The sequence below is a fragment of the Streptomyces sp. SudanB52_2052 genome, from assembly GCF_964272415.1.
Taxonomy (GTDB): domain Bacteria; phylum Actinomycetota; class Actinomycetes; order Streptomycetales; family Streptomycetaceae; genus Streptomyces; species Streptomyces olindensis.
This window is the reverse complement of sequence record NZ_OZ186796.1, coordinates 1156749-1178670: the sequence shown is the minus strand read 5'-3', so window position 1 is coordinate 1178670 and position 21922 is coordinate 1156749. Positions and strand designations below refer to the sequence as shown.

General features: G+C 72.8%; 23 protein-coding genes, 1 tRNA gene and 1 pseudogene. 12 read left to right on the top strand and 13 right to left on the bottom strand.

The features are described 5' to 3' along the window. Positions 1-47: 47 nt before the first annotated feature. Positions 48-121, top strand: a tRNA-Pro gene (locus ACSUPV_RS05095). Between the two features lie 74 nt (positions 122-195). Here the strand turns inward: ACSUPV_RS05095 and ACSUPV_RS05090 are convergent. From ACSUPV_RS05090 to ACSUPV_RS05070, 5 genes and pseudogenes are all read right to left on the bottom strand, one after another. Continuing rightward, positions 196-923 (bottom strand): annotated as a pseudogene (locus tag ACSUPV_RS05090) (family 43 glycosylhydrolase). Between the two features lie 33 nt (positions 924-956). Then, positions 957-1493, bottom strand: coding sequence for an NUDIX hydrolase family protein (locus ACSUPV_RS05085; RefSeq protein WP_031112781.1), 537 nt, complete (start codon positions 1491-1493; stop codon positions 957-959). A 73-nt stretch (positions 1494-1566) separates the two neighbouring features. Further along, positions 1567-2379 carry an SAM-dependent methyltransferase gene (locus ACSUPV_RS05080; RefSeq protein ID WP_031112782.1) on the bottom strand — a complete coding sequence of 271 codons (813 nt, stop codon included), beginning with the start codon at positions 2377-2379 and terminating at the stop codon, positions 1567-1569. Positions 2380-2556: 177 nt separating this feature from the next. Continuing rightward, positions 2557-3375, bottom strand: a complete 819-nt coding sequence (locus ACSUPV_RS05075) for a hypothetical protein (protein WP_382610072.1) — start codon at positions 3373-3375, stop codon at positions 2557-2559. Positions 3376-3486: 111 nt separating this feature from the next. Further along, a complete protein-coding gene (locus ACSUPV_RS05070; RefSeq protein WP_382610069.1) occupies positions 3487-4215 on the bottom strand; it encodes a response regulator in 729 nt (242 codons plus the stop codon). Between the two features lie 179 nt (positions 4216-4394). Between ACSUPV_RS05070 and ACSUPV_RS05065 the strand changes: the two genes are divergently transcribed. The 8 genes from ACSUPV_RS05065 (at position 4395) to ACSUPV_RS05030 (ending at position 12601) form a co-directional block, all read left to right on the top strand. Next, the gene (locus ACSUPV_RS05065; protein WP_436947009.1) at positions 4395-5558 is read left to right on the top strand and encodes a sensor histidine kinase; all 1164 of its coding nucleotides are present in this window, start codon (positions 4395-4397) and stop codon (positions 5556-5558) included. Between the two features lie 98 nt (positions 5559-5656). Next, positions 5657-6298 carry a helix-turn-helix domain-containing protein gene (locus ACSUPV_RS05060; protein ID WP_436947008.1) on the top strand — a complete coding sequence of 214 codons (642 nt, stop codon included), beginning with the start codon at positions 5657-5659 and terminating at the stop codon, positions 6296-6298. A 52-nt stretch (positions 6299-6350) separates the two neighbouring features. After that, on the top strand, positions 6351-7688 hold the full coding sequence (locus tag ACSUPV_RS05055; RefSeq protein WP_436947007.1) for a M24 family metallopeptidase: 1338 nt from the start codon (positions 6351-6353) through the stop codon (positions 7686-7688). Continuing rightward, positions 7688-8665 carry a thiamine pyrophosphate-dependent dehydrogenase E1 component subunit alpha gene (locus ACSUPV_RS05050; RefSeq protein WP_436947006.1) on the top strand — a complete coding sequence of 326 codons (978 nt, stop codon included), beginning with the start codon at positions 7688-7690 and terminating at the stop codon, positions 8663-8665. The genes ACSUPV_RS05055 and ACSUPV_RS05050 overlap by 1 nt, the downstream gene beginning before the upstream one ends. Then, the gene (locus ACSUPV_RS05045; RefSeq protein ID WP_436947005.1) at positions 8653-9633 is read left to right on the top strand and encodes an alpha-ketoacid dehydrogenase subunit beta; all 981 of its coding nucleotides are present in this window, start codon (positions 8653-8655) and stop codon (positions 9631-9633) included. Before ACSUPV_RS05050 ends, ACSUPV_RS05045 begins: the two co-directional genes overlap by 13 nt. Positions 9634-9675: 42 nt before the next feature. Then, complete coding sequence (locus tag ACSUPV_RS05040; RefSeq protein ID WP_359790394.1) at positions 9676-11037, top strand: amidohydrolase family protein; 1362 nt, start codon at positions 9676-9678, stop codon at positions 11035-11037. After that, a complete protein-coding gene (locus tag ACSUPV_RS05035) occupies positions 11034-11915 on the top strand; it encodes a cupin domain-containing protein (protein ID WP_436947004.1) in 882 nt (293 codons plus the stop codon). Before ACSUPV_RS05040 ends, ACSUPV_RS05035 begins: the two co-directional genes overlap by 4 nt. Then, positions 11912-12601, top strand: a complete 690-nt coding sequence (locus ACSUPV_RS05030; RefSeq protein WP_037770490.1) for an SDR family oxidoreductase — start codon at positions 11912-11914, stop codon at positions 12599-12601. The genes ACSUPV_RS05035 and ACSUPV_RS05030 overlap by 4 nt, the downstream gene beginning before the upstream one ends. A gap of 48 nt (positions 12602-12649) precedes the next feature. On the opposite strand, the gene ACSUPV_RS05025 is transcribed toward ACSUPV_RS05030, so the two are convergent. From ACSUPV_RS05025 to ACSUPV_RS05010, 4 genes are read right to left on the bottom strand one after another with little or no spacing between them, the layout of a single operon-like run. Further along, entirely contained in the window at positions 12650-13297 is a 648-nt protein-coding gene (locus tag ACSUPV_RS05025) for an endonuclease (protein WP_037770487.1), read from the bottom strand. A 2-nt stretch (positions 13298-13299) separates the two neighbouring features. Then, the gene (locus ACSUPV_RS05020; RefSeq protein ID WP_031112803.1) at positions 13300-13644 is read right to left on the bottom strand and encodes a DUF3140 domain-containing protein; all 345 of its coding nucleotides are present in this window, start codon (positions 13642-13644) and stop codon (positions 13300-13302) included. 33 nt (positions 13645-13677) lie between these two features. Then, positions 13678-14160, bottom strand: coding sequence for a Dps family protein (locus tag ACSUPV_RS05015; protein ID WP_031112804.1), 483 nt, complete (start codon positions 14158-14160; stop codon positions 13678-13680). Beyond that, a complete protein-coding gene (locus ACSUPV_RS05010; protein ID WP_031112805.1) occupies positions 14157-14414 on the bottom strand; it encodes a WhiB family transcriptional regulator in 258 nt (85 codons plus the stop codon). Before ACSUPV_RS05010 ends, ACSUPV_RS05015 begins: the two co-directional genes overlap by 4 nt. 195 nt (positions 14415-14609) lie before the next feature. On the opposite strand from ACSUPV_RS05010, the gene ACSUPV_RS05005 reads away from it, so the two are divergent. Both ACSUPV_RS05005 and ACSUPV_RS05000 read left to right on the top strand, forming a co-directional pair. After that, positions 14610-15797: a thiolase family protein gene (locus ACSUPV_RS05005; protein WP_436947003.1), complete on the top strand. Its 1188-nt coding sequence runs from the start codon at positions 14610-14612 to the stop codon at positions 15795-15797. A 79-nt stretch (positions 15798-15876) separates the two neighbouring features. Further along, complete coding sequence (locus tag ACSUPV_RS05000) at positions 15877-16650, top strand: sulfite exporter TauE/SafE family protein (RefSeq protein ID WP_031112809.1); 774 nt, start codon at positions 15877-15879, stop codon at positions 16648-16650. Here ACSUPV_RS05000 and ACSUPV_RS04995 read toward each other — a convergent pair. After that, positions 16636-17436 (bottom strand): TIGR01458 family HAD-type hydrolase, encoded by an 801-nt coding sequence (locus ACSUPV_RS04995; protein WP_031112811.1) that lies wholly within the window; start codon positions 17434-17436, stop codon positions 16636-16638. The two genes, ACSUPV_RS05000 and ACSUPV_RS04995, sit on opposite strands and share 15 nt — an antisense overlap. 107 nt (positions 17437-17543) lie before the next feature. Here ACSUPV_RS04995 and ACSUPV_RS04990 point away from each other — a divergent pair, with 107 nt between their 5' ends. Continuing rightward, complete coding sequence (locus tag ACSUPV_RS04990; protein WP_382610036.1) at positions 17544-18284, top strand: cobalt-precorrin-6A reductase; 741 nt, start codon at positions 17544-17546, stop codon at positions 18282-18284. 18 nt (positions 18285-18302) lie between these two features. On the opposite strand, the gene ACSUPV_RS04985 is transcribed toward ACSUPV_RS04990, so the two are convergent. From ACSUPV_RS04985 to ACSUPV_RS04975, 3 genes are all read right to left on the bottom strand, one after another. After that, positions 18303-20378, bottom strand: coding sequence for an MDR family MFS transporter (locus ACSUPV_RS04985; protein ID WP_382610033.1), 2076 nt, complete (start codon positions 20376-20378; stop codon positions 18303-18305). Positions 20379-20459: 81 nt separating this feature from the next. Beyond that, complete coding sequence (cobF, locus tag ACSUPV_RS04980; RefSeq protein ID WP_031112815.1) at positions 20460-21239, bottom strand: precorrin-6A synthase (deacetylating); 780 nt, start codon at positions 21237-21239, stop codon at positions 20460-20462. A 74-nt stretch (positions 21240-21313) separates the two neighbouring features. Further along, positions 21314-21910 (bottom strand): DUF309 domain-containing protein, encoded by a 597-nt coding sequence (locus ACSUPV_RS04975; protein ID WP_436947002.1) that lies wholly within the window; start codon positions 21908-21910, stop codon positions 21314-21316. Positions 21911-21922: the final 12 nt, after the last annotated feature.

Below are 21922 nucleotides of genomic sequence, written 5' to 3'. Positions count from 1 at the left end.
TTTCCCTGCGCGTTCGGCCAGGGGAAACCCCCAGGTCAGACGGGCAACGGGACGTGGCGCAGCTTGGTAGCGCACTTGACTGGGGGTCAAGGGGTCGCAGGTTCAAATCCTGTCGTCCCGACAGAGTCGACCAGCGGGTCTGCCGACATCGGCAGGCCCGCTGATTGCTTTCCCGGCAGCCACCGCCGGTCCGGCTCAGCCGCCGCCGTCCAAGTCGTCGCGCCGACGCAGGATCTCCAGCGCGTGGCCGTCGAGCCGCATCTCGTACAGCTTCCCGCGGACGTTCTCGAAGGGCCGGTGCAGGATCAGCATCAGCCGCCCGTCGAAGGTGCGGAACAGAAGAGGTGGACCGGGTCGCCGACCGTCCCGGACGGGTCCGGGGTCAGCCGGACCGCCTCCATCGTGCCGTGGATGGTCTGCAGCCACTCGTGCGCGTACACCATCCACGGCTGCCCGGCCGGGTCGGTGTACAGCGTGCCGTCGAGGGTCATGAGGTGCTCGGGCGGGACCGGGCGCGAGGGGTCGAGGACGGTGAAGGGGCCGAGCAGCGAGTCGGAGACCGCCGTGATCGTGCCGCGCATGTGGGTCGGGGTGCGGAACGGCACGCCCCACCGGTTCGGCGGCGGGACCGGGAGCGGCCTGCTCTCGTCGTGCAGCGTCGTGAACAGGTAGTACCTGCCGCCCCACGCGTGCACCTCCGGTGCCCACGCGCCGTCGGTCGCCCAGATCCCGTCCTGCTCGGCCGTCCGGAACACCACGACCGGGTGCGTCCAGTCGCGCAGGTCGCGACTGCGGTAGACCATCGTGCCGGTGCCGTCGACGCCCGACACGGAGGGGACGTTCGACGTGTAGAGGTGGTACGTGCGCGTCACGTCGTCGGCGACGACGAACGGATCGTGCAGCGGCATGTCGGGAAGCCGCATCGGCGAAGATCCTCTCGTCACCGCCGCGAGCGGTCAGATCGCACAGCCCGCGTGCGCCAGCGCCTGCTTCAGCAGTACCCCGTGCCCACCCGGCATCTCGCTCTGCACCGCCTCCGACAGGGCCTCCTGCGGGCTGAACCACACCAGGTCCAGCGCGTCCTGCCGGGGCCGGCAGTCACCCGTCACCGGCACGATGTAGGCCAGGGACACCGCGTGCTGGCGGGGGTCGTGGTACGGGGTGATGCCCTGGGTCGGGAAGTACTCCGCGACCGTGAACGGCTGGAGCGAGGCCGGGACGCGCGGCAGGGCGACCGGCCCGAGGTCCTTCTCCAGATGGCGCAGCAGGGCGTCACGGACGCGCTCGTGGTGCAGTACGCGACCGGAGACCAGCGTCCGGCTGACCGTACCGTCGGGCCCGATGCGCAGCAGCAGGCCGACGCTGGTGACTTCGCCGCTGTCGTCGACGCGTACCGGGACGGCCTCGACATACAGGATCGGCATGCGGGCGCGCGCCATCTCCAACTCGTCGGAGGACAGCCAGCCGGGCGTGGTTTCGGTCATGTCAGACATCGCTTGATCATACTTTCAGCCGTGTGGACTTCCTGGGTAGCCGCTCCAGGAGAACTGTGACCGGCCACACGCCTCAGGGCTTCACGGCCACCGCGCCGTACTGCGGAACCAGCACGGCCGAGCCGGGCTCGGCGCGCCACTGCCCGCACGACACCATGCCCGGATCGAGCAGGTCGAGACCGTCGAGGAACGCGGCGATGTCGGTGCCGCTGCGGGCCGTGATCGGGGGAGTGGCGTTCTCGTTCCAGAACTTCATGGCCGGGATCTGGCCCGCGCCGCCGAGCTCGTCGTCGAAGGTCGGGTGGGTGAGGACCAGGAAGCTGCCGGAGGGGACCGCGGCCATCACCCGGCGCACGATGTCCCGGGCCTTGTCGGTGTCCAGGACGAAGTTGAGGATGCCCAGCATCATCACGGCGACGGGCCGGGTGAGGTCGAGGGTGTGCCCCGCCCGCTCGATGATGGCGTCCGGGTCGTGGACGTCGGCGTCGATGTAGGCGGTGGCGCCGTCGCTGGTGCCGGTCAGCAGGGTGCGGGCGTGCACCAGCACGATCGGGTCGTTGTCGACGTAGACGATCCGTGCGTCGGGCGCGATGCGCTGGGCGATCTCGTGGGTGTTGTCCGCCGTCGGCAGGCCCGTGCCGATGTCGAGGAACTGCCGCACTCCGCGCTCGCCGGCCAGGTACGACACGGCTCGGCCCAGGAACTCCCTGTCCGCCCGGGCGATGTCCCGGATGATCGGGAACATGCCGGCGACGTGCTCGCCGACCTGCTGGTCGACCTCGTAGTTGTCCTTGCCGCCGATCCAGTAGTTCCACACGCGCGCGTTGTGCGCCACACCGGTGTTCAGCCTCGCCGAGCCGCTCGGCGGGGTGTGGCTCTCACTCACGTCTCTTCCTCTCCTCGCACGAGCGACCGAAACCGGCCATCGCCGTCATTGTGCCGTCCCGTTGATCACGCTGTCCCGGGAATCGGCAGAGCCGGTGGAGCCGGTGGAGCCGTCGGTGCGCGGCAGGAGCGAGCAGCGGGCCTGCGACGTGGTTCGGCCGCGGACCTGCGACGTGGATCAGTCGGGGCTCGCGGCGGGCGTCCGCCCGGCCAGGACGTCCTCCAGGCGCTGGGTGCCGAGCCGCGCCGCCTGCTCGACGGAGTTCTGCTCGGCACCGTCGAGCCCGCCCGCCGTGACGGTGATCGCGTCGTCGCCGACGCGCACGGCGGCGACGTCCAGCGTGAGGGTGGCCTCCGTGCCCCCGATGGGGCCCCGCACCGTCACGCGCAGGCCCTCACGGGCGTCGCCCACGGCGGGCGGCGAGGTGGCGACGACCTGGACGGTGCGCTGTTCACGGCCGTCGGTCACGGTGAACTGATCGCACTCCCGCGGCAGGGAGGCCAGCCAGTTCAAGGACTTCTGCGGGTGGATCCGGTCGTAGGAGGCGACCTGGTACAGCAGGCGGGAGTCGCCCTGCGTGAAGCCGCGCAGCGCGGACACGCCCGACGGCCTGCCCAGCAGATCGTCGTCGAAGAGGGAGTCCATGAGCCGTTGGCAGTCGGCGGCCTGGGCCTTGGCGGTGAGGAAGTCGGAGACGTCCACCCTGCCGATGAGCAGGCCGTCGTGCCAGTTCTGGGCCTCCGCCTGCTTCACCTGGGTCCAGTCGTCCTCGATGTCCGCCTCGGTGATCAGCGCGGTCCGTGCGCCGCGCTCGGTGAGCGTGGCGGTGGGGGAGGGGGTCTGCCGCCGCTCCCCGGCGACCTGCGACGCGTTGACGCCCGAGACGCGCGAGCCGTCCTCGCCGCCGCCGTCGGAGCAGGCGGCGCCGGCCAGGAGCGTGCCCGCCGCGAGGGCGCAGGAGAGGACGCGGGTGTGCCGGGGCGGACGACGGGTCATCGGGAATGCCTCCTGGGGACATGACGCGTGTCCTCAGCGCACCACCGGTGCCGGCGGCCCACCACCGGCGCCGGACTGTTCGGGTGAGCGCCCCGCCGGGGCGCGGACGCCTCACGCGTCGGTCCGGGCGTGCCCGTTCTGCCAGGCCCAGGCCGCGATCTCGACGCGGTTCCGGGCGGCCAGCTTGACCTGGACGCTGGACAGGTGCGTCTTGACCGTGGAGAGCGAGACGTACAGTTCCGCCGCGATCTCGGCGTTGGTGCGGCCGAGGGCGACCAGCCGGACCACGTCCAGCTCGCGCTCGGTCAGCGGCTCCCGGAGCGGCGCCGCGGGGGCCGGGGACGCCGTCCGGGGCGCGCTGTCGGCGGGCGTCGCCGCCGTGACGTGCTTGAGCAGGCGGACCGTGACCGACGGGGAGACCAGCGAGTCGCCCGCGGCGGCGGCGCGCACGGCCTCCGCGAGGAGGGTCGGCCCGGAGTCCTTGAGCAGGAAGCCGCAGGCGCCGCCGCGCAGCGCGCCGTACACGTACTCGTCGAGGTCGAAGGTGGTCACCACGACCACCCGCATGGGGTCGGCGACCTGGGGCCCGGCCAGCAGCCGGGTCGCCTCCAGACCGTCCAGCTTCGGCATCCGGATGTCCAGCAGGCACACGTCCGGGCGTTCGCGGCGGGCCAGCGCCACGGCCTCCTCGCCGTCGCGGGCCTCGGCGACCACGGTGATGTCCGGCTGGGCGTCGAGGAAGAACCGGAATCCGGTGCGGACCATGTCCTGGTCGTCCGCGATGAGCACCCGGATGGGAGCGCCGGAGCGGCCGGCGGTGGCCGGTTCTGGGGTCGTCATGGGTCGATCATGCCTTGGTCACCGCTCGGGCATCCAGGTGACGGAGGGTGAGGGATGTGCCTCCACCCTCGCCCGCGGACCCGGACACGCGCCTCGGCCGAACGGCCACACCCTGCGGACCAGGCCCTCGGCCGATCGGGCGATCTCCGCGCCCGTGGTCCTCGCCTACCGTGAGCGGCATGAGATCGACCTCTCCCCGGGGGTGCCTGCGGGGCTTCGCCGTCGGCTTCCTGGTGGCGGCCTCCGCGTACGACGTGGTGATCCACGTCGGGTTCGGGCACAGCCTCTGGCCGCCGACGGCGGTACTGCTCGCCGGGCTCGCCGCCGTGCTGTGGCCGGCCGACCGCAGGCCCCGGTGGCTCACCCCGCAGTTGCGCACCGCCGTGCCCGCCGCGGCCTCCCTACTCTTCACGACGGGCGTGCTGCTGGCCGGGCGCACGGAGGTGCCGTTCGGTCCGGGCGAGGTGCTGATCCTGCTCAGCCTGCTGTTCATCGCCGTACGCCACTGCCCGTCGCCCTGGGCGCTGCCGTGCGGTGTGCTCGACGCGGTGGCCCTGCTCCTGCTGCCGGTGCGGTACCTCCGGTCGCCGCTGGAGGACGCGCTGCCGTCCGTCGTGATCGGCCTGGTCCTGGCCGGGCTCGTCGCCGGGCTCGCCGGATACCTGCGCTCCCTGGACTACCGGCGTACCGTCGCGGTCGTCGACACGCGCCGCGCGGAACGCGTCGCCATCGCCGCCGACCTGCACGACTTCGTCGCCCACCACGTCACCGGGATCCTCGTGCAGACCCAGATGGCCCGCATGATGGCGGCCCGGCAGCCGCAGGACCTCGACCCCGTCCTGGCCGGCATCGAACGCGCGGCGACCGAGGCGCTGGCGTCCATGCGACGCACCGTGGGCGTGCTGCGCGACACGGGCCCGGAGGCAGCCGACCGCCGTCCCGTCGGCGACCTGGCCGGCATCGCCGACCTGGTCGACGGCTTCGCGAGCCCGGGCCAGAAGTCCGTCCTGCACCGCGACCCGGCCGTCTCCGACGACCTGCCGCACGAGGTGCAGGCGGCGGCCTTCCGGGTCGTGCAGGAGGCGCTGACCAACGTACGGCGGCACGCGGCCGACGCCACGGAGGTCACCGTCCGCCTGGCCCGGACCGGTGACCGGCTGGAGGTCACGGTGGCGGACGACGGCCACGGCGGCACCCAGCTGCCCGAGGCCGCCCACGGAGGTGGCTTCGGGCTCGTCGGGCTGACGGAGCGGGTCACGGCGCTGGGCGGGGATCTGCGGGCCGGGCCCCGGGCGGGAGCGGGGTGGCAGGTGACCGCGACCTTCCCGGCGGGCGGCGGCTGAAGCGGATCCCGGGAGCCTCCCTGGCGTGGCACACCGCGCGAGCTGTTCAATGAAGCTGAACATGCCGCGCCCCGCGCGCATGGAGAGAGGAGCCGCCCGTGTCCCCGGCCGTCGTGCCGCCCGTCGGTGCGCGCATCCGGCAGGCCCGCCTGGAGCGCGGCACGAGTCTGCGCGCGCTCGCCCGGGAGGTCGGCGTGTCGGCGAGCCTCGTGTCGCAGATCGAGACCGGCAAGAGCCAGCCGTCCGTCAGCACCCTGTACGCGATCACCACGGCCCTGGGCATCTCCGTCGAGTCCCTCTTCGACGCCCGCGAGGGACCCGGGGCGACGGCGCTCCCGGCGGTGCGCGGCACCGTCCCGCACGCCCCGGCCGTCCTCGCCGCCGACCCGGGCCGCCGGATCGGGCCGCTGGCCACGGCCGGTGAGCGCGAGACGCTGGAGCTGGACTCGGGCGTCGTGTGGGAACGGCTCGGACGGGTGCCGGGCACGGACGTCGACTTCCTGCTGGTGACCTACCGGCCCGGCGGCGCCTCCTCCGGCTCCGGCGCGCTGATGCGGCACCCGGGCACCGAGTACGGCTACCTGATCTCCGGCGAACTGATCCTCACGCTCGGCTTCGACGAGTACCCGGTCCGCCCGGGCGACTCCGTCTGCTTCGAGTCGACGACCCCCCACCGCTACCGCAACGATGGAGAGGTACCCGCTGTGGGCGTCTGGTTCGTGTCCGGCGACGTTCAGTGACACTTGACACTCCTGCCACCCGGGCGTTCACTCCGAAGTGGGGGTGGTCGCCATGGCGATCCACACATACGGACCCAACGCCGTCGACTGGGAAGAGCGCATCGACCTGGACCGACTGCGCGGACAGCGGCTGGCCCGGCTGCACGAGTCGCTGAACCGCTCCGCCCTGGGCGCGGTGCTCAGCTTCGACTTCGCCAACATCCGCTACATGACGGCCACCCACATCGGCACCTGGGCCATGGACAAGCTGATCCGCTTCGCCCTGCTGGTGCGCGACGGCGAACCGGTCGTCTGGGACTTCGGCTCCGCCGCCCGCCACCACCAGCTGTACAACCCGTGGCTCGACCACAGCGACGGCAAGGGCGGCCCGCCCACCGGCGCCCGCGCCGGCATCTCCACCCTGCGCGGCGCCTTCCACCCGGACGCGGGCATCGCCGAGGACGTCGCCGCCAAGATCGCCACCGAGCTGCGCGACCACGGGCTGGCCGGCGAACCGCTCGGCGTGGACGTCGCCGAGATGCCCGTCCTCGCCGCGCTGCGCGCCGAGGGCATCGACGTCGTCGACGGGCAGCAGGTCTTCCTGGAGGCCCGCCGCATCAAGACCGGCGACGAGATCGCCCTGCTCACCCAGGCCTGCGCGATGGTCGACGCGGCCTACGAGGCGCTGTACGGGTACCTGCGCCCGGGCGTCCGCGAGAACGAGTGCGTCGGGGTCGTCAGCAAGGTGCTGTACGACCTCGGCAGCGAGTACGTGGAGGGCGTCAACGCCATCTCGGGCGAGCGCTGTTCACCGCATCCGCACGTCTACAGCGACCGTCTGGTCCGCCCCGGCGACCCCGCCTTCTTCGACATCCTGCACAGCCACCTCGGCTACCGCACCTGCTACTACCGCACGTTCGCCGTGGGCAGCGCCTCCCGGGCGCAGCGCGACGCCTACGTGCGCTGCCGGGAGTACATGGACGAGGCCATCGCGCTCGTCCGGCCGGGGGCGACCACCGCCGACGTCGTCCGGGTGTGGCCGCGGGCCGAGGAGTTCGGCTTCGCCGACGAGACCGCCGCCTTCGCCCTCCAGTACGGCCATGGCGTCGGCCTGTCGATCTGGGAGAAGCCCATCTTCAGCCGCTTGGTCTCCCTCGACCACCCCGAAGTCCTCGAGGAGGGCATGGTGTTCGCCCTGGAGACGTACTGGCCGGCCGCCGACGGCTGGTCCGCCGCCCGCATCGAGGAGGAACTGGTCGTCACCGCCGACGGCTGCGAGGTCATCACCAAGTTCCCTGCGGAGGAACTGCTGGTGGCGGGCCGCAAGTACTGGACGGTCGGCGGCGAGCTGAACACCCGGCGCGAGGCGCAGTCCCACCTCAACACCGCGCGTGGCGACGGAGCGGGCTGATGGAAGCGGCTGGACTCCTCACCTGCTACGAGCGGATGGCCGTCATCCGCCGCACGGAGAAGGCCGCCCACGACCTGTTCCTCCAGGGGCTCGTCAAGGGCACCACCCATCTCGCCGCCGGGCAGGAGGCGATCGCTGTGGGGGCGAGCGCCGCCCTGCGCCCGGACGACTATGTGTTCGCCACCTATAGGGGCCACCACCATGCCCTCGCCCGGGGCGCCACCCCCGAGGAGTGCCTCGCCGAGCTGATGAGCCGGGCGACCGGGCTGTGCCGGGCCAAGGGCGGCTCCATGCACCTGACCAAGGCGGCCACCGGCATGCTCGGCTCGTACGCCATCGTCGGCTCCCACCTGCCGATGGCGGTCGGCGCCGCGTGGTCGGCCCGGCTGCGCGGCACCCAGCAGCTCGCGGTCGCCTTCTTCGGCGACGGCGCCACCAACATCGGTGCCTTCCACGAGTCGCTCAACCTGGCCGCCGTCTGGCGGCTGCCCGTGCTGTTCGTGTGTGAGAACAACCTGTACATGGAGTACACGCCGATCGCCGACGTCACGTCCGTGTCCCGGCCCGCCGCCGACCGGGCACCCGCCCACGGCATCCCGGGCGAGGTCGTCGACGGCAACGACGTGGAGGCCGTCGAGGAGGCGGTGGGGCGGCTGGCGCGCCGGGCCCGGGCCGGAGACGGGCCCGCCGTGCTGGAGGCCGAGACCTACCGCCACTTCGGGCACAGCCGCGCCGACCCGGCGGCCTACCGCCCGGCCGAGGAGGTCGAACGGTGGCTGAAGCACGACCCGCTGGACCTCACCCGGGGGCGGCTCGCCGAGCTGGGGGTCGGGGAGGAGACGGTCGCCGCGGCCGACGAGCGGGCCCGGGCGCTCGTGGAGCGGGCCGTCGAGGCGGCCAGGGCCGCACCGGACCCCGACCCGCGGGAGGCGCTGACCGACGTGTGGGCGGACGGAGGTGCCGCATGGCGGACCTGATCACCTACCGGGAGGCGGTCGCCGAGGGCATCGCGCGCGAGATGCGCCGGGACGCGTCGGTGGTGTGCCTCGGGGAGGACATCGGCGCGGCCGGCGGGGTGTTCAAGACGACCACGGGGCTGCTGAAGGAGTTCGGGCCCGAGCGGGTGTGGGACACGCCCATATCCGAACAGGCCATCGCGGGTGCGGCGATGGGCGCCGCGATGACCGGGATGCGGCCCGTAGCGGAGATCATGTTCTCCGACTTCCTGGCCTGCTGCTGGGACTACCTCGCCAACGAGATCCCCAAGGTCCGCTACATGACCGGCGGCCAGGTGACCGTGCCGCTCGTCGTGCGCACCGCCAACGGCGGCGGACTCGGCTTCGGCGCCCAGCACTCCCAGGCCACCGAGAACTGGGCGCTGACCGTGCCGGGCCTGAAGATCGCCGCACCGGCGACACCGTCCGACGTCATCGGCATGATGGCCGCGGCGATCCGCAGCGACGACCCCGTGGTCTTCTTCGAGCACAAGGCGCTCCTGGCCGCCAAGGGGGCACCGCCACCGCCCGGGCACGTCGTCGAGCTGGGCCGCGCCGCCGTCGTCCGCGAGGGCGAGGACGTCACACTCGTCGCCCTGGCCTCGATGGTGCCCCTGGCCCTGAAGGCCGCCGACGCGCTGTCGGGGGAGGGGATCGAGGCGGAGGTGGTCGACCTGCGCTGCCTGGTCCCGCTGGACGCCGCGACCGTTCTCGCCTCCCTGCGGAGGACCTCGCGGCTCGTCACCGTCGAGGAGAACCCGTACCAGGGCGGCTGGGGCGCCACCGTCGTCTCGATCGTCGCCGACGAGGGCTTCGGCCTGCTGGACGCGCCCGTGCGGCGGGTGGCGGGGGAGTGCGTCCCGCTGCCCTTCGCCGACGCGCTGGAGGAACAGGTCATCCCCACCGTCGACAAGGTCGTCACGGCGGTCCGGGGACTGGCCGCCTACTGAGCCACCCACCGCACGCACCGACACCCCATGGGAGGAAGCGCGATGACCACCAGGACTCTGCTGCGCTCCGGTCACGTGATCTCGATGGACCCCGACATCGGGGACCTGCCCCAGGGGGACGTCCTCGTCGAGGACGGCCGGATCGCCGCCGTCCAGCCCGAGATCAGCGCCGACGCCGAGGTCCTCGACATGAGCGGCCGCATCGTGATCCCCGGCTTCGTCGACACCCACCGCCACACCTGGGAGGCCCCGATCCGGGGCGTCGCACCCGACGCCACCCTCGACGACTACTTCGTCGACATCCTCGACACCTTCGCGCCCCTGTACACCCCGGAGGACGTCCACGCGGGCAATCTCGCGGGCGCGCTGGAGTGCCTCGACGCCGGCATCACCACGCTCGTCGACTGGTCGCACATCAACAACACCCCCGAACACCCGGACGCCGCGGTCCAGGCCCTGGCGGAGAGCGGCATCCGCGCGCAGTACGCCTACGGCAGCGCCAACACCTCCCTCGCCGACTACTGGTTCGAGAGCAGGATCGCGATCCCGGCGGACGACGTGCGGCGGATCCGGTCGACGCACTTCGCGTCCGACGACGGCCTGCTGACCATGGCCCTCGCCACCCGCGGACCCGGCTTCTGCGTCGACGAGGTCGTCGCACAGGAGTGGGCACTCGCCCGCGAACTCGGCCTCCCCATCACGGTGCATGTCGCCATGGGGCGGCTTGCCGGCCGCTTCGGCATGGTCCGGCAACTGCGCGGCCTGGGCCTCCTCGGCCCGGACACCACCTATGTCCACTGCTGCTACCTCAGCGAGGAGGAGTGGCGGATGGTCGCCGACAGCGGCGGGACGGTGTCGGTCGCGCCGCAGGTGGAGCTCCAGATGGGGCACGGCTGGCCGCCCGTGATGCAGGCAATCGAGCACGGCCTGCGGCCCTCCTTGAGCACCGACGTCGTCACCACCGTGCCCGGCGACATGTTCACCCAGATCCGCGCGGCCTTCGGCGCCGAACGCGCCCGCGTCAACGCCGACTGCTGGCAGGCCAACATGCCGGTGCCCGACACCATGCTCACCGCGCGGCAGATGCTGGAGATCGCCACCGTCAACGGCGCCCACGTCGCCGGGCTGGAGGACCGCACCGGCTCCCTCACCCCCGGCAAGCGTGCCGACATCGTCGCGATCGACGCCACCGCGTTGAACGTCGCCCCCGTGCACGACGCGGCGGCCGCGGTGACCCTCTGCGCCGACGTGGCCAACGTGGACACCGTGCTCGTCGACGGCGTGCTCCGGAAGCGGGACGGCCGGCTGCTCGCCGACACCGCACGCGCCCTGCGGCTCGTCGGGGAGTCCCGGGACCGGCTCCTCGCGGCGAAGGAGGAGAAGAGGGCGAAGGCGACGGCATGACGAACCACCTGGTACGACGCGCCGCCGACCTGCCCGAGCCGCCCTACGACCGTCACGGCCACCGGCGGCGGACGCTGGTCGGCGAGGACGACGGCAGTGTGCACACCGGCTTCGGCCTGTGCGACCTACGGCCCGACGGCCGCGTCCCCGCCCATGTCCACTCCTACGAGGAGACCTTCCATGTCCTCGCCGGAGGCGTGATCCTCGACGTGCCCGAAGGCGCGTACCTGCTGGAGGAGGGCGACTACGGCCTGCTGCCGATCGGGGTGCCGCACGCCTGGCGCGGGGCCGGGGCCGCCGGCGGCCGCTGGGCGGACATGCTGGCCCCCGTCCCACGGGCCCGCTACGGGTACGACACCCAGGCGGTGCCCGGCCTGCCCGCCCGCGACCCGGTCCGCGTCGACGTCCGCGACCCGCGCACCCGCTCCTTCGGCCACTTCGAGCCCGACCAGATGGACCCCGCCAAGCAGTCCCAGGACCTGCTGGCCGCCACGGCGAGCATGCGCACCGCGCTGTTGGTCTACAGCGGGATCACTGTGAAGATGATGGTCGACGGCGACCTGGGCGCGGTCGGCTCGACGATGTTCATGGTGCGGTACGCGTCCGACGGGGTCATCGGCACCCACGACCACCCCTTCGAGGAGACGTACCTGATCCTCGAGGGCGTCGCGGAGGCCACCCTCGACGGCGAGCGGTACCGGCTGGAGCCCGGGGACCTCGCCTGGGCGGGCACCGGCTGCGTGCACGGCTTCATCAACGCCGGGCAGGGGCCGCTGCGCTGGCTGGAGACCCAGGCGCCGCAGCCGCCGGCACGGCACTCGTACCGGTTCACGCGGGACTGGGACTACCTGCGTACGGCACTGGAGGAGGGGTCATGAGCAGGGTGCTCGTCGTCGGCGGCACATCCGGGATCGGTCTGGAGTTCGCCCGGGCGCGCGCCGGGCGCGGCGACGACGTGGTCCTCACCAGCCGCGACGCCCACCGGGCCGACGCGGTCGCGAAGGAGGCCGGCGCCCGGGGGCTCGCCCTGGACCTGGCACGGCCGCTGGAGATCGCGGCGGCCCTCGCCGGCGTGGGGCGCGTGGACCACCTGGTCATCGCGGGTGTCTCCCGGGACGACAACAAGGTGACCGACTACGACATCGACGCCGCCCTGCGCCTGGTCACCCTCAAGCTCGTCGGCTACACCGAGGTCGTGCACGCGCTGCGGAACCGGCTGCACGACGGCAGCGCCATCGTGCTGTTCGGCGGCCAGGCCAAGGAGCGCCCCTACCCGGGCGCGACGACGGTGGCCACGGTCAACGCCGGTGTGCGGGGCCTGATGAACTCCCTCGCCGTCGAACTCGCGCCCGTCCGGGTCAATGTGGTGCACCCCGGCGTCGTCGGCGACAGCCCGTACTGGCAGGCCAAACCGGAGAAGGTGCTCGCCGCGCTGCGCACCGAGACGCCCACGGGGCGGCTCGCCACGATGGCGGACGTGGTGGACGCGGTCGACTTCCTGCTGCGCAACCAGTCGGTCAACGCGGTCGAACTGACCGTGGACGGGGGCTGGTTGCTCGGGTGAGTGCGTTGCCCGGGTGCGTGTTGCCCGGGGTGAGGGCGGCGGGAGCCGTCAGTCGGCGCGCCGCAGCGTGTCCTCCACGACCTTCTTGTCCACGGCCGCCCGCACCAGCGCGGCGGCGAGCACGGCCGGGTCGGTCCGCCCGGCCAGTTCGGCGAGGCGGTCCGGGTCCTTGGGCAGCTTCAGCCGCTCGGCACCCTGCAATGCCTTGGCGTCCAGGTAGGGCGCGGCCTCCGGCCAGACGCTCTGTGCCTCGCGCAGGAAGATGTCGGCCCCGGCCGGTCCGATGCCGGGGAACTCCTGGAGGAGGTGGCGCAGTTCGGACACCTTGCCGTCCGCCTCCCGGCGCAGCCGCCGCAGGTCGCCGCCCCACCGCTCGTTCAACAGCTCCGCGGCGTCGCCGAGTTGGGTGGCGGTGCGCTCGTCGTAGCGCCGGTAGCCGCCCCGGCCGAGCGCGTCCACCCGCTCCTGCCAGTCCGCCTCCGCCATCCGGCGCGGATCGCGCAGCCCCGCCTCGTGCAGGGCACGGGCGGTGGCGAGCGCGATCGATCCGCGGATGCGGGCGCTGAGCAGGTGGGACAGCACCAGCAGCCGGTACAGCGGCTGCGGTGTGTCCTTCAGCCGGATGCCCGCCTCGTCGGCGTACGTCCGGCCGTGCGCGTCGACGAGTTCGCGTACGACGCGCTCCTGCCGGCCCACGGCTAGGCCTTCAGCGGATCGTGGCCGACGGTCATCAGCCGGTGCCGGCGGCGCGTGTCCTCGGCCGTCACCTCGGGTATCGGCTCGTTCTCCAGGTCCACCTGCGAGGTGACCCTGTCCACTACGTTCCGCATCACGCGCAGGTCGTCCTCGGTCAGGTCGGTGCGCCGCTTCTGGAGGATCGCCAGGACGTGCTTCCCGGTCTCGGTCCCCGCCTCCTCGGGCAGCGGCTCCGCCTCCTCGTCGGCGTCACGCGTGCGCAGCCAGGCGGCGAGTTCCTGTGACGTCATGTTCACCACGCGGTGGAAGTCCTCCCACAGCGCGTCCAGTTCCAGGGCGTCGGTCATGGGGTGCCCCTTCCGTACGTACGTGGGCGCCGGTCAGCCTTCGCGGGGGAAGTTCTCCGCGTCGAACATCCACCGCTGCTTCTCCAGCTCGGCGGTGATGCCGATCAGCAGGTCCTGGGTGACCAGATCGGCCTTCTCGGTCGCGTCGATGCGCTCGCGCAGCCGGGCGATCGCGTCCTGCAGCGACTCGACCATCACCTGCACGGCGTCCGAGTCGCGCACCCAGCCCTCCTTCGGGGCGGGCAGCGTGAAGGCCTTGGCGATGGTCTCCGGCCGGCCGTCCGGCGGGACGCCGAGCGCCGCGGACCGCTCCGCCACCGTGTCGGCGAAGTTCCGAGCGGCCGAGACCACCTCGTCGAGCTGGAGGTGGATGGACCGGAACCGCGGTCCGACGATGTTCCAGTGCGCCTGCTTCCCGATCAGCGAGAGTCCGAGCAGATCCACCAGGGTGTCCTGGAGTGCCTCGCAGGAGACCCGGCGGGCCTCGTCGGGCAGTGTGCTCCTGACAGCCGTCATAGGGCGCTTCTCCTTCTCGCGTCGTTCCTCGTGGTCCTGAGCAGTGCGTCGCGCTCCTCCTCGCAGGTGCCGCCCCACACGCCCGAGGCCTGTCCGCTGCTCAGCGCGAAGCTCAGGCAGTCGTCGGTCACCGGACAGCGCGCGCAGATCCGCTTGGCGGCCGTGATGTCCCGCAGGGCGGGGCCCGCCGTGCCCACGGGAAAGAACAGCTCGGGGTCCTCGTCCACGCAGGCGGCGCTCCGCAACCACTCCATGACCGCGCGGGTGCCCAGGGCGCACTGGTGCAAACGCGGCACGCGACGCCCCGGGGGCCGTGCCCCGGCCTGCGGGAACGCCCCTCCGGGCCCCTCTGGGCCCTCCGGCGTCGCACAATCTTCCCAGGGGGCGACCGAGGGTCTATAGTCCGAAACTAGCAGTGCTAATTAACACGCGGTGTGAGGAGCCCTCTCGTGCGTCCCGTCCACTTCGCGGCCGCCCGCCGCACCCCCATCGGCAAGCTGCGGGGATCCCTCTCCTCGGTACGGCCCGACGACCTCGCCGCGACCGTCGTCCGCGCCCTGGTCCGCGACGTGCCCGCACTGGACCCGGCCCGCGTCGACGACGTCTACTGGGGCGCCGCCAACCAGGCCGGCGAGGACAACCGCAACGTCGCCCGCATGGCCGCCCTGCTCGCCGGCCTGCCCGAATCCGTGCCCGGAGCCACGGTCAACCGCCTCTGCGCCTCGGGCCTGGAGGCCGTGACCACGGCCGCCCGCACCATCGCCGCCGGCGAGGCCGACATCGTCATCGCGGGCGGCTCCGAGTCGATGAGCCGTGCCCCCTTCGTCCTGCCCCGTCCCGACGAGGCCCTGCCGCATCGCGTCGAGACCGCCGACACCCGCCTCGGCTGGCGCCTGGTCAACCCGGCGATGAAGGACCTGCACGGCCTGCTGTCCATGGGCGAGACGGCCGAGGAGGTCGCCGCCCGCTACGGCATCCCGCGCGAACGCCAGGACGAGTTCGCCCTGCGCAGCCACCGGCTGGCGGCCCTGGCCCGCAAGAACGGCCACTTCGACGACGAACTCCTGCCCCTGGAACGCCCCGACGGCGTGACCGTCGACACCGACGAGTGCGTCCGCGAGGACACCTCCCTCGAGAAGCTGTCCCGGCTGAAGCCGGTCTTCCGACAGGGCGGTACGGTCACCGCGGGCAACGCCTCCCCGATGAACGACGGCGCCGCCGGCCTGCTCCTGGTCAGCGAGGAAGCCCTGAACGACCTGGGCCTCACCTCCCTCGGCCGCTACGTCGCCGGCGCCTCCGCCGGCGTGCACCCCGACGTCATGGGCATCGGCCCGGTCCCCGCCACCCGCAAGGCCCTGACCCGCGCCGGCTGGAGCGTCGCCGACATCGAGGAGGCCGAGTTCAACGAGGCGTTCGCGGCCCAGGCCCTGGCCTGCGTCGACCAGCTCGGCATCGACCCCGACCTCGTCAACCCGACCGGCGGCGCCATCGCCCTCGGCCACCCCCTGGGCTGCTCCGGCGCCCGCATCCTGACGACACTGCTCCACCGCATGCGGCGCACCGGGGCGGGACGGGGGCTGGCGACGATGTGCGTCGGAGTGGGGCAGGGGAGCGCGCTGCTGGTCGAGCGGGCCTAGGGTCTGTCGGCCACAGGACAGCCATCAGGCGAGACGGCACTGTGCGCCCCGGTTCGTTGCACATAGCATCAGTGCTCGCATGAACACCATGACGCTCTGGCACATCACCGGCTGGGAGTTCGCCGCCCTCGCCTTCGCGGCCCTGCTCGTCGGTTTCTCCAAGACCGCCGTGAGCGGGGCCAACACGGTCAGCCTCGCCATCTTCGCCGCGGTGCTGCCCGCCCGCGCCTCCACCGGCGTGCTGCTGCCGATCCTCATCGCCGGGGACCTGCTCGCCGTCGCCACCTACCGGCGGCACGCCCACTGGCCCACACTGTGGCGGCTGTTCCCGGCGGTCGCCGCGGGCGTCGTCGTCGGCACGGTGTTCCTGATGTGGGCCGACGACGCGATCGTCCGGACCTCGATCGGTGCGATCCTGCTGCTCATGGCGGGCGTCACCGTGTGGCGCAGGCGCACGGCCGACGCGGAGCGGGAGCCGGAGTCCGTCACCACCCGGGCCGGCCGCCTCAAGGCCCGCTCGTACGGCGTCCTCGGCGGCTTCACCACCATGGTCGCCAACGCCGGCGGCCCGGTGATGTCGATGTACCTGCTGTCCGCGGGCTTCCGCAAGCTCGGCTTCCTCGGCACCTCCGCCTTCTTCTTCCTGATCGTCAACATCTCCAAGCTGCCTTTCAGTGCCGGTCTCGGCCTGATCGACGGCCCCTCGCTCCTGCTCGACCTGGCGCTCGTGCTGTTCGTCGTGCCCGGCGCGCTGATCGGCAAGTGGGCCGTGCACAAGATCAACCAGCGCCTGTTCGAACAGCTGGTCATCGCGGCGACGGTCGTCGGCGGTCTGCAACTACTGCTGCGCTGAGCCCCGCAGCAGCACAGGAAGGTCCGCGAAGGAGTCGATCACGTGGTCGGGCGTGCCGTCGGCGGCCCGGAGCGTCTCCGGCTGGAACTTCCCGGTCCGCACGAGGACACCCGTGACACCGGCCCGCTGCGCAGCCAGCACGTCCGACTCGACGTCGTCCCCGACCATCACGGCCTCGCCGGCCCCGGCACCGAGCCGGGCGAGCGCGGCCTCGAAGAACGCCCGGGCCGGCTTGCCGGTGATCTCGGCCTCCACCCGGGCCGCCTTCTCCAGCCCGGCCAGGAACGCGCCGGAGTCCAGCCGCAGCCCCTCGTCCGTACGCCAGTACAGATTGCGGTGCATCGCCACCAGCCGGGCCCCGCGCTGCAGCAGGCCGAAGGCCCGGTCGAGCGCCTCGTACCCGAACTCGGGACCGGCCCCGCCGACCAGCACCACATCCGGCACGGCGCCGCTGTCCGCCGGGTCGACGACGGTCACCCCGTCCAGGTCCTCCGCGATGTCGCCGCTGTTCAGCAGCGCGCACCGGGCGCCGGGACAGTGCTCGGCGAGATAGGCGGCGGTGGCGGCGGGCGCGGTCAGGATGTCCTCCGCGGACACCGGGAACCCCGTGTCCGCCAGCGTCCCGGCGATCGACGCCCGGGTGCGGGACGTCGTGTTCGTGACCAGCAGCACGGCGAGACCGGCCTCCCGGACCTCCCGCAACGCCTCGACGGCCCCCGGCAACGGCCGCCACGAGACGGTGAGCACCCCGTCGATGTCGACGAGCACGGCACGCACGGACTCCATGCCAGGACGATAGCGACCGCCGGACGTGCCCGCCGGTGCTCCGCACCCGTCCTGGCGTCGGCACCCGTCCCGGTGGCCGCCGCACGGGACCCCGTACGCTCGAGGCCGTGTCCTGTCACGTCCTGATCCTCGGCGGCACGACCGAGGCCCGCGCCCTGGCCGCCGCCCTGTCCGGCCGCCCCGGCGTCCGTGTCACGACGTCCCTCGCGGGGCGCGTGGCGAAGCCCGGGGCGCTCGACGGGGAGGTGCGCGTCGGGGGCTTCGGCGGGGCCGAGGGGCTGGCCCGGTGGCTGCGCGAGGAGGGCGTGAGCGCGCTCGTGGACGCCACGCATCCCTTCGCCGAGTCGATCACGGCCAACGCGGCCCGGGCCGCGGCCGCGACCGGTGTACCGGCGGTGGTGCTGCGCCGCCCCGGGTGGCGGCCGGGTCCCGGGGACCTCTGGCACCCGGTCCCCTCACTGGAGGCGGCGGCGGACCTGCTGCCCCGGCTCGGACGCCGGGTCCTCCTCACCACCGGGCGCCTCGGCCTGGCCGCCTTCGCGCACCTGACGGACCTCCACTTCGTGGCACGGTCGGTGGATCCGCCCGAGCCGCCACTGCCGCCCGACCTCCATGTGCTCCTGGCCCGCGGCCCGTTCACCGTGCCCGGCGAGACGGCCCTGCTGCGCGAGCACCGCGTCGACGTCCTGGTGACCAAGGACAGCGGCGGAGCGGCCACGGCGGCCAAACTCACGGCGGCACGTGACCTCGGCCTGCCCGTCGTGGTCGTCCGGCGGCCACCGCTGCCGGACGGCGTGACGGCCGTGCCCGACGTGGCGGGAGCCCTGGAACGGCTGGGGCTGCGGTAGGAGCCGGGGAGCCCGGCCTCACACGGAGCTGGTCGCCAGGACCTTCTCCGGCCTGGTCGGCAGCCCGTGGCTCAGGTCCTCCACCAGCAGCCTCTTCGCGATCGCGTCGACCGCCACGCGCAGGTCGCTGTCCGAGGGGCGGCCGATGTCCTGCCCGAGCCGGTCCTCCAGCCAGGCGGCCCAGGCCCGGCTGATGACGGCGGCCTCGCGGGCACCCGCCTCCGTGTGCGAGAGCAGGGAGCCGGTACGGGTCAGGAACCCCTCCTCGACCATCCGCTCGAAGACGGGCAGCAGCACCTCGGGCGGCATTCGGCGCCGGGCGGCGATCAGCCCCAGGCTGGCATGGCCGACCAGCCGCGTGAACAGCTCGACCTGCATCACCGCCCACGCCCCGGCCACATCGAGCCGGGTGTCCGACTCCAGGACGATCCGGCGGGTGGTGTCCAGATCCGTACTGCCGATGATCTTCCCGACGGCGGCCTCCAGCACCCGCTGGGAGTCCGGGCCGTGCGGTGAGGCGAACCCCTCGCCCAGGTCCGTCGACCCCGTCCGGGCGGTGTCGCGCAGCCGGACCTGCTTGAGGAACAGGGCGACGAGGAAGCCCAGCGCGGCGACCGGCACCGTCCACAGGAACACGGTCTGGAGCGTGTCGGCGTAGGCGTCGACGATCGGGGCGGCCACCGCCGACGGCAGTTCGTGCACACCGTCCGGGCTGGTCGCCGCCCTCGCGACGGTGTCCGGGTCCACGCCACCGGACTGCGCCGCCCGACCCACCCCCTCCCGCAGGTTGGGCGTCAGCGCGTTGGTGTAGATCGTGCCGAACACGGCCGTGCCGAACGAACTGCCCAGCGTACGGAAGAAGGTGACCCCGGACGTCGCCGTGCCCAGGTCGGCGTAGTCCACGGTGTTCTGCACCGCGATCGTCAGCACCTGCATGCACAGGCCGATGCCGGTGCCCAGCACGACCATGTACAGGGACTCCAGCCCCGCGCCGGTGCCCGGCCCCATGAGGGACATCAGGAACAGGCCGACGCCCATCACCACCGCGCCGACGATCGGGAAGATCCGGTACCGCCCCGTCCTGCTGACCACGCTGCCGCTGAACACCGACGCGATGAGCAGCCCGGCCACCATCGGCAGCGTCCGCACCCCGGACACCGTGGCCGAGTCGCCGTCGACGTACTGCAGATACGTCGGCAGGTACGTCAGCGCGCCCAGCATCGCGAAGCCGACGATGAAGCTCAGCACCGAGCAGACCGTGAACACCGGGTTGGCGAACAGCCGCATGGGCAGCATCGGTTCGCGTGCCCGGGTCTCCACCCAGCAGAACAGGCCGAGCGCGACCACTCCGCCCGCGAACAGCGCAATGATCACGCCCGAGCCCCACGCGTACTCGTTGCCGCCCCAGCTCGTCGCCAGGATCAGCGCACTGGCCCCGGCCGCGACGAGCGCGATGCCCAGGTAGTCGATGACGGGCCGGGACGCCGACTTCACCACCGGAATGGTCCGGGCCGCCGCCAGGACCACGACGATCGCGATGGGCACGTTGACGTAGAACGCCCACCGCCACGTCAGGTGGTCGGTGAACAGCCCGCCCAGCAGCGGCCCGATGACCGTGGACACCCCGAACACCGCGCCGATCGCGCCCTGGTACTTGCCGCGCTCGCGCAGGGGGATCACGTCCGCGATCAGTGCCATCGACGTGACCATCAGCCCGCCCGCGCCGATGCCCTGCATCGCCCGCCAGGCGATCAGCAGCGACATGTTCGTGGCCAGACCGCACAGGAACGAGCCCGTGATGAACACGACCGCCGAGACCTGGAAGACCACCTTGCGGCCGAACAGGTCGCCGAACTTGCCGACCAGCACGGTCGACACGGTCTCCGCGAGGAGGTACGAGGTGACCACCCAGGACATGTGGTCCGCCCCGCCCAGGTCCGAGACGATGGTCGGCAGGGCGGTGCCGACGATGGTCTGGTCGAGGGCCGCGAGCAGCATCCCCAGCATGATCGTCACGAAGACGACGTTGCGGCGACGGGCGTCCAGCACCGGCGGCTGGGAGGCGGGCAGGGCGGTTTCCTCCACGACGGTCACGTCGTCACCTTCACGCCTGTGGGCTACGTGCGCATGCCAGAACGTCCGCACGGGTGCCCGGTGATGCGCGCCCCAGTCGCGTCAGTCGTTTCCGTCGCGGGGGCGTCGGCGCAGCAGATACGTGTCCATGATCCAGCCCTTGCGCTCACGGGCCTCGGCCCGCAGCCGCTCGATCCGGGGCGCGGCCTCGGCGATCGGTCCCGAGACGAGGATCTCGTCGGGCGTGCCGATGTAGGCGCCCCAGTAGATGTCGACGTCCTCGTCCGCGTACCGCTGGAACGCCTGGTGGGCGTCGAGCATCACCACCACGTCGTCCACGCCCTCCGGGAAGCCCTCCGCGAGCCGCCGCCCCGTGGTGATCTGCACCGGCCGGGCGACCCGGTTGAGACCCGTCCGGTGCCGGGCGACGAGCGCCGAGACACTGCTGATGCCGGGCACGACGTCGTACTCGAACGCCACGGCGCCGCGCTCCAGCACCTCCTCCAGGATCGCCAGGGTGCTGTCGTACAGCGAAGGGTCGCCCCACACCAGGAAGGCGCCGGTCTGGTCCTCGCCGAGTTCCTCGGCGATCAGCCGCTCATAGATGTCGGCCCGGGCACTGCGCCAGTCCCCGACGGCGGGGGAGTAGGAGGCACCGCCGGCGCTCCGGTCCCGCTCCGGGTCACGGGCCTGGACGACCCGGTACGTCCCCGCCGTCAGATGCGCCTCCAGCATGTCCCGGCGCAGCTCGGTGAGGTCCGCCTTCACCTCGCCCTTGTCCAGGATGAAGAACACGTCCGTGCTCCGCAGTGCCTTGACCGCCTGGAGGGTGAGCTGGTCGGGGTCGCCCGCGCCGATACCGATGACATGAATCTTTCGCACGCCCCGAGTCTGCCGTACGCGCAGGGAAGGGGATTCACCGCGTCCGCACGCGGGTGCCTTCGGCGCCTCCCGGCTCAGCGCCCCGCGCCCGCTCCCCGGAGCCGGGGCGCCCGCGCCCCCGCGTCCACGGCCCGGCCGTCCCGCTCCACCTCCCCGGCGAGCTCCCGCGCCCAAGCGGCGACGGCCCCGACGTCGATGCCGTGCGGCACGGCCCGCCCGGTGCCGGACACCCACGCCTCGGTCGCGCTCGCGCCCCGCCGCAGCAGCCGCGCCCCGCCCGTGAGGTTGCCGCGGGCGGCATGCGTCAGGCCCACGGCGACCTGGGCGAGTCCGCGCCACAGCTCCCGCTCCTCCTCGGGCCCCGACTTCCACGCGTCCTCGAAGACCTCGTGGGCGTGGAACGGCTTGCCCTCCTCCAGCAGCCGCTGCGCCTCCGCGACGGTCTCCTCCGGAGTGCGGACGACGCCCTCGGGCTGACGGGGCACACCGTCCGCGCCGTACGGCAGGGGCCGGCCGAGACCGTCCCGCGGCCGGGCGTTGCGCGCCCGGCCCTCACTGTCGCGGTCCCGCGCACCGCCCGGCTGTCCCGTGCTGTCCTCACTGACCGTGCTGTCCTCACGGCCCGAGCTGTTCCCACGGCCCGAGCCGTTCTCGTCGCTTGTGCTGCCCATAGGCCGATTGTC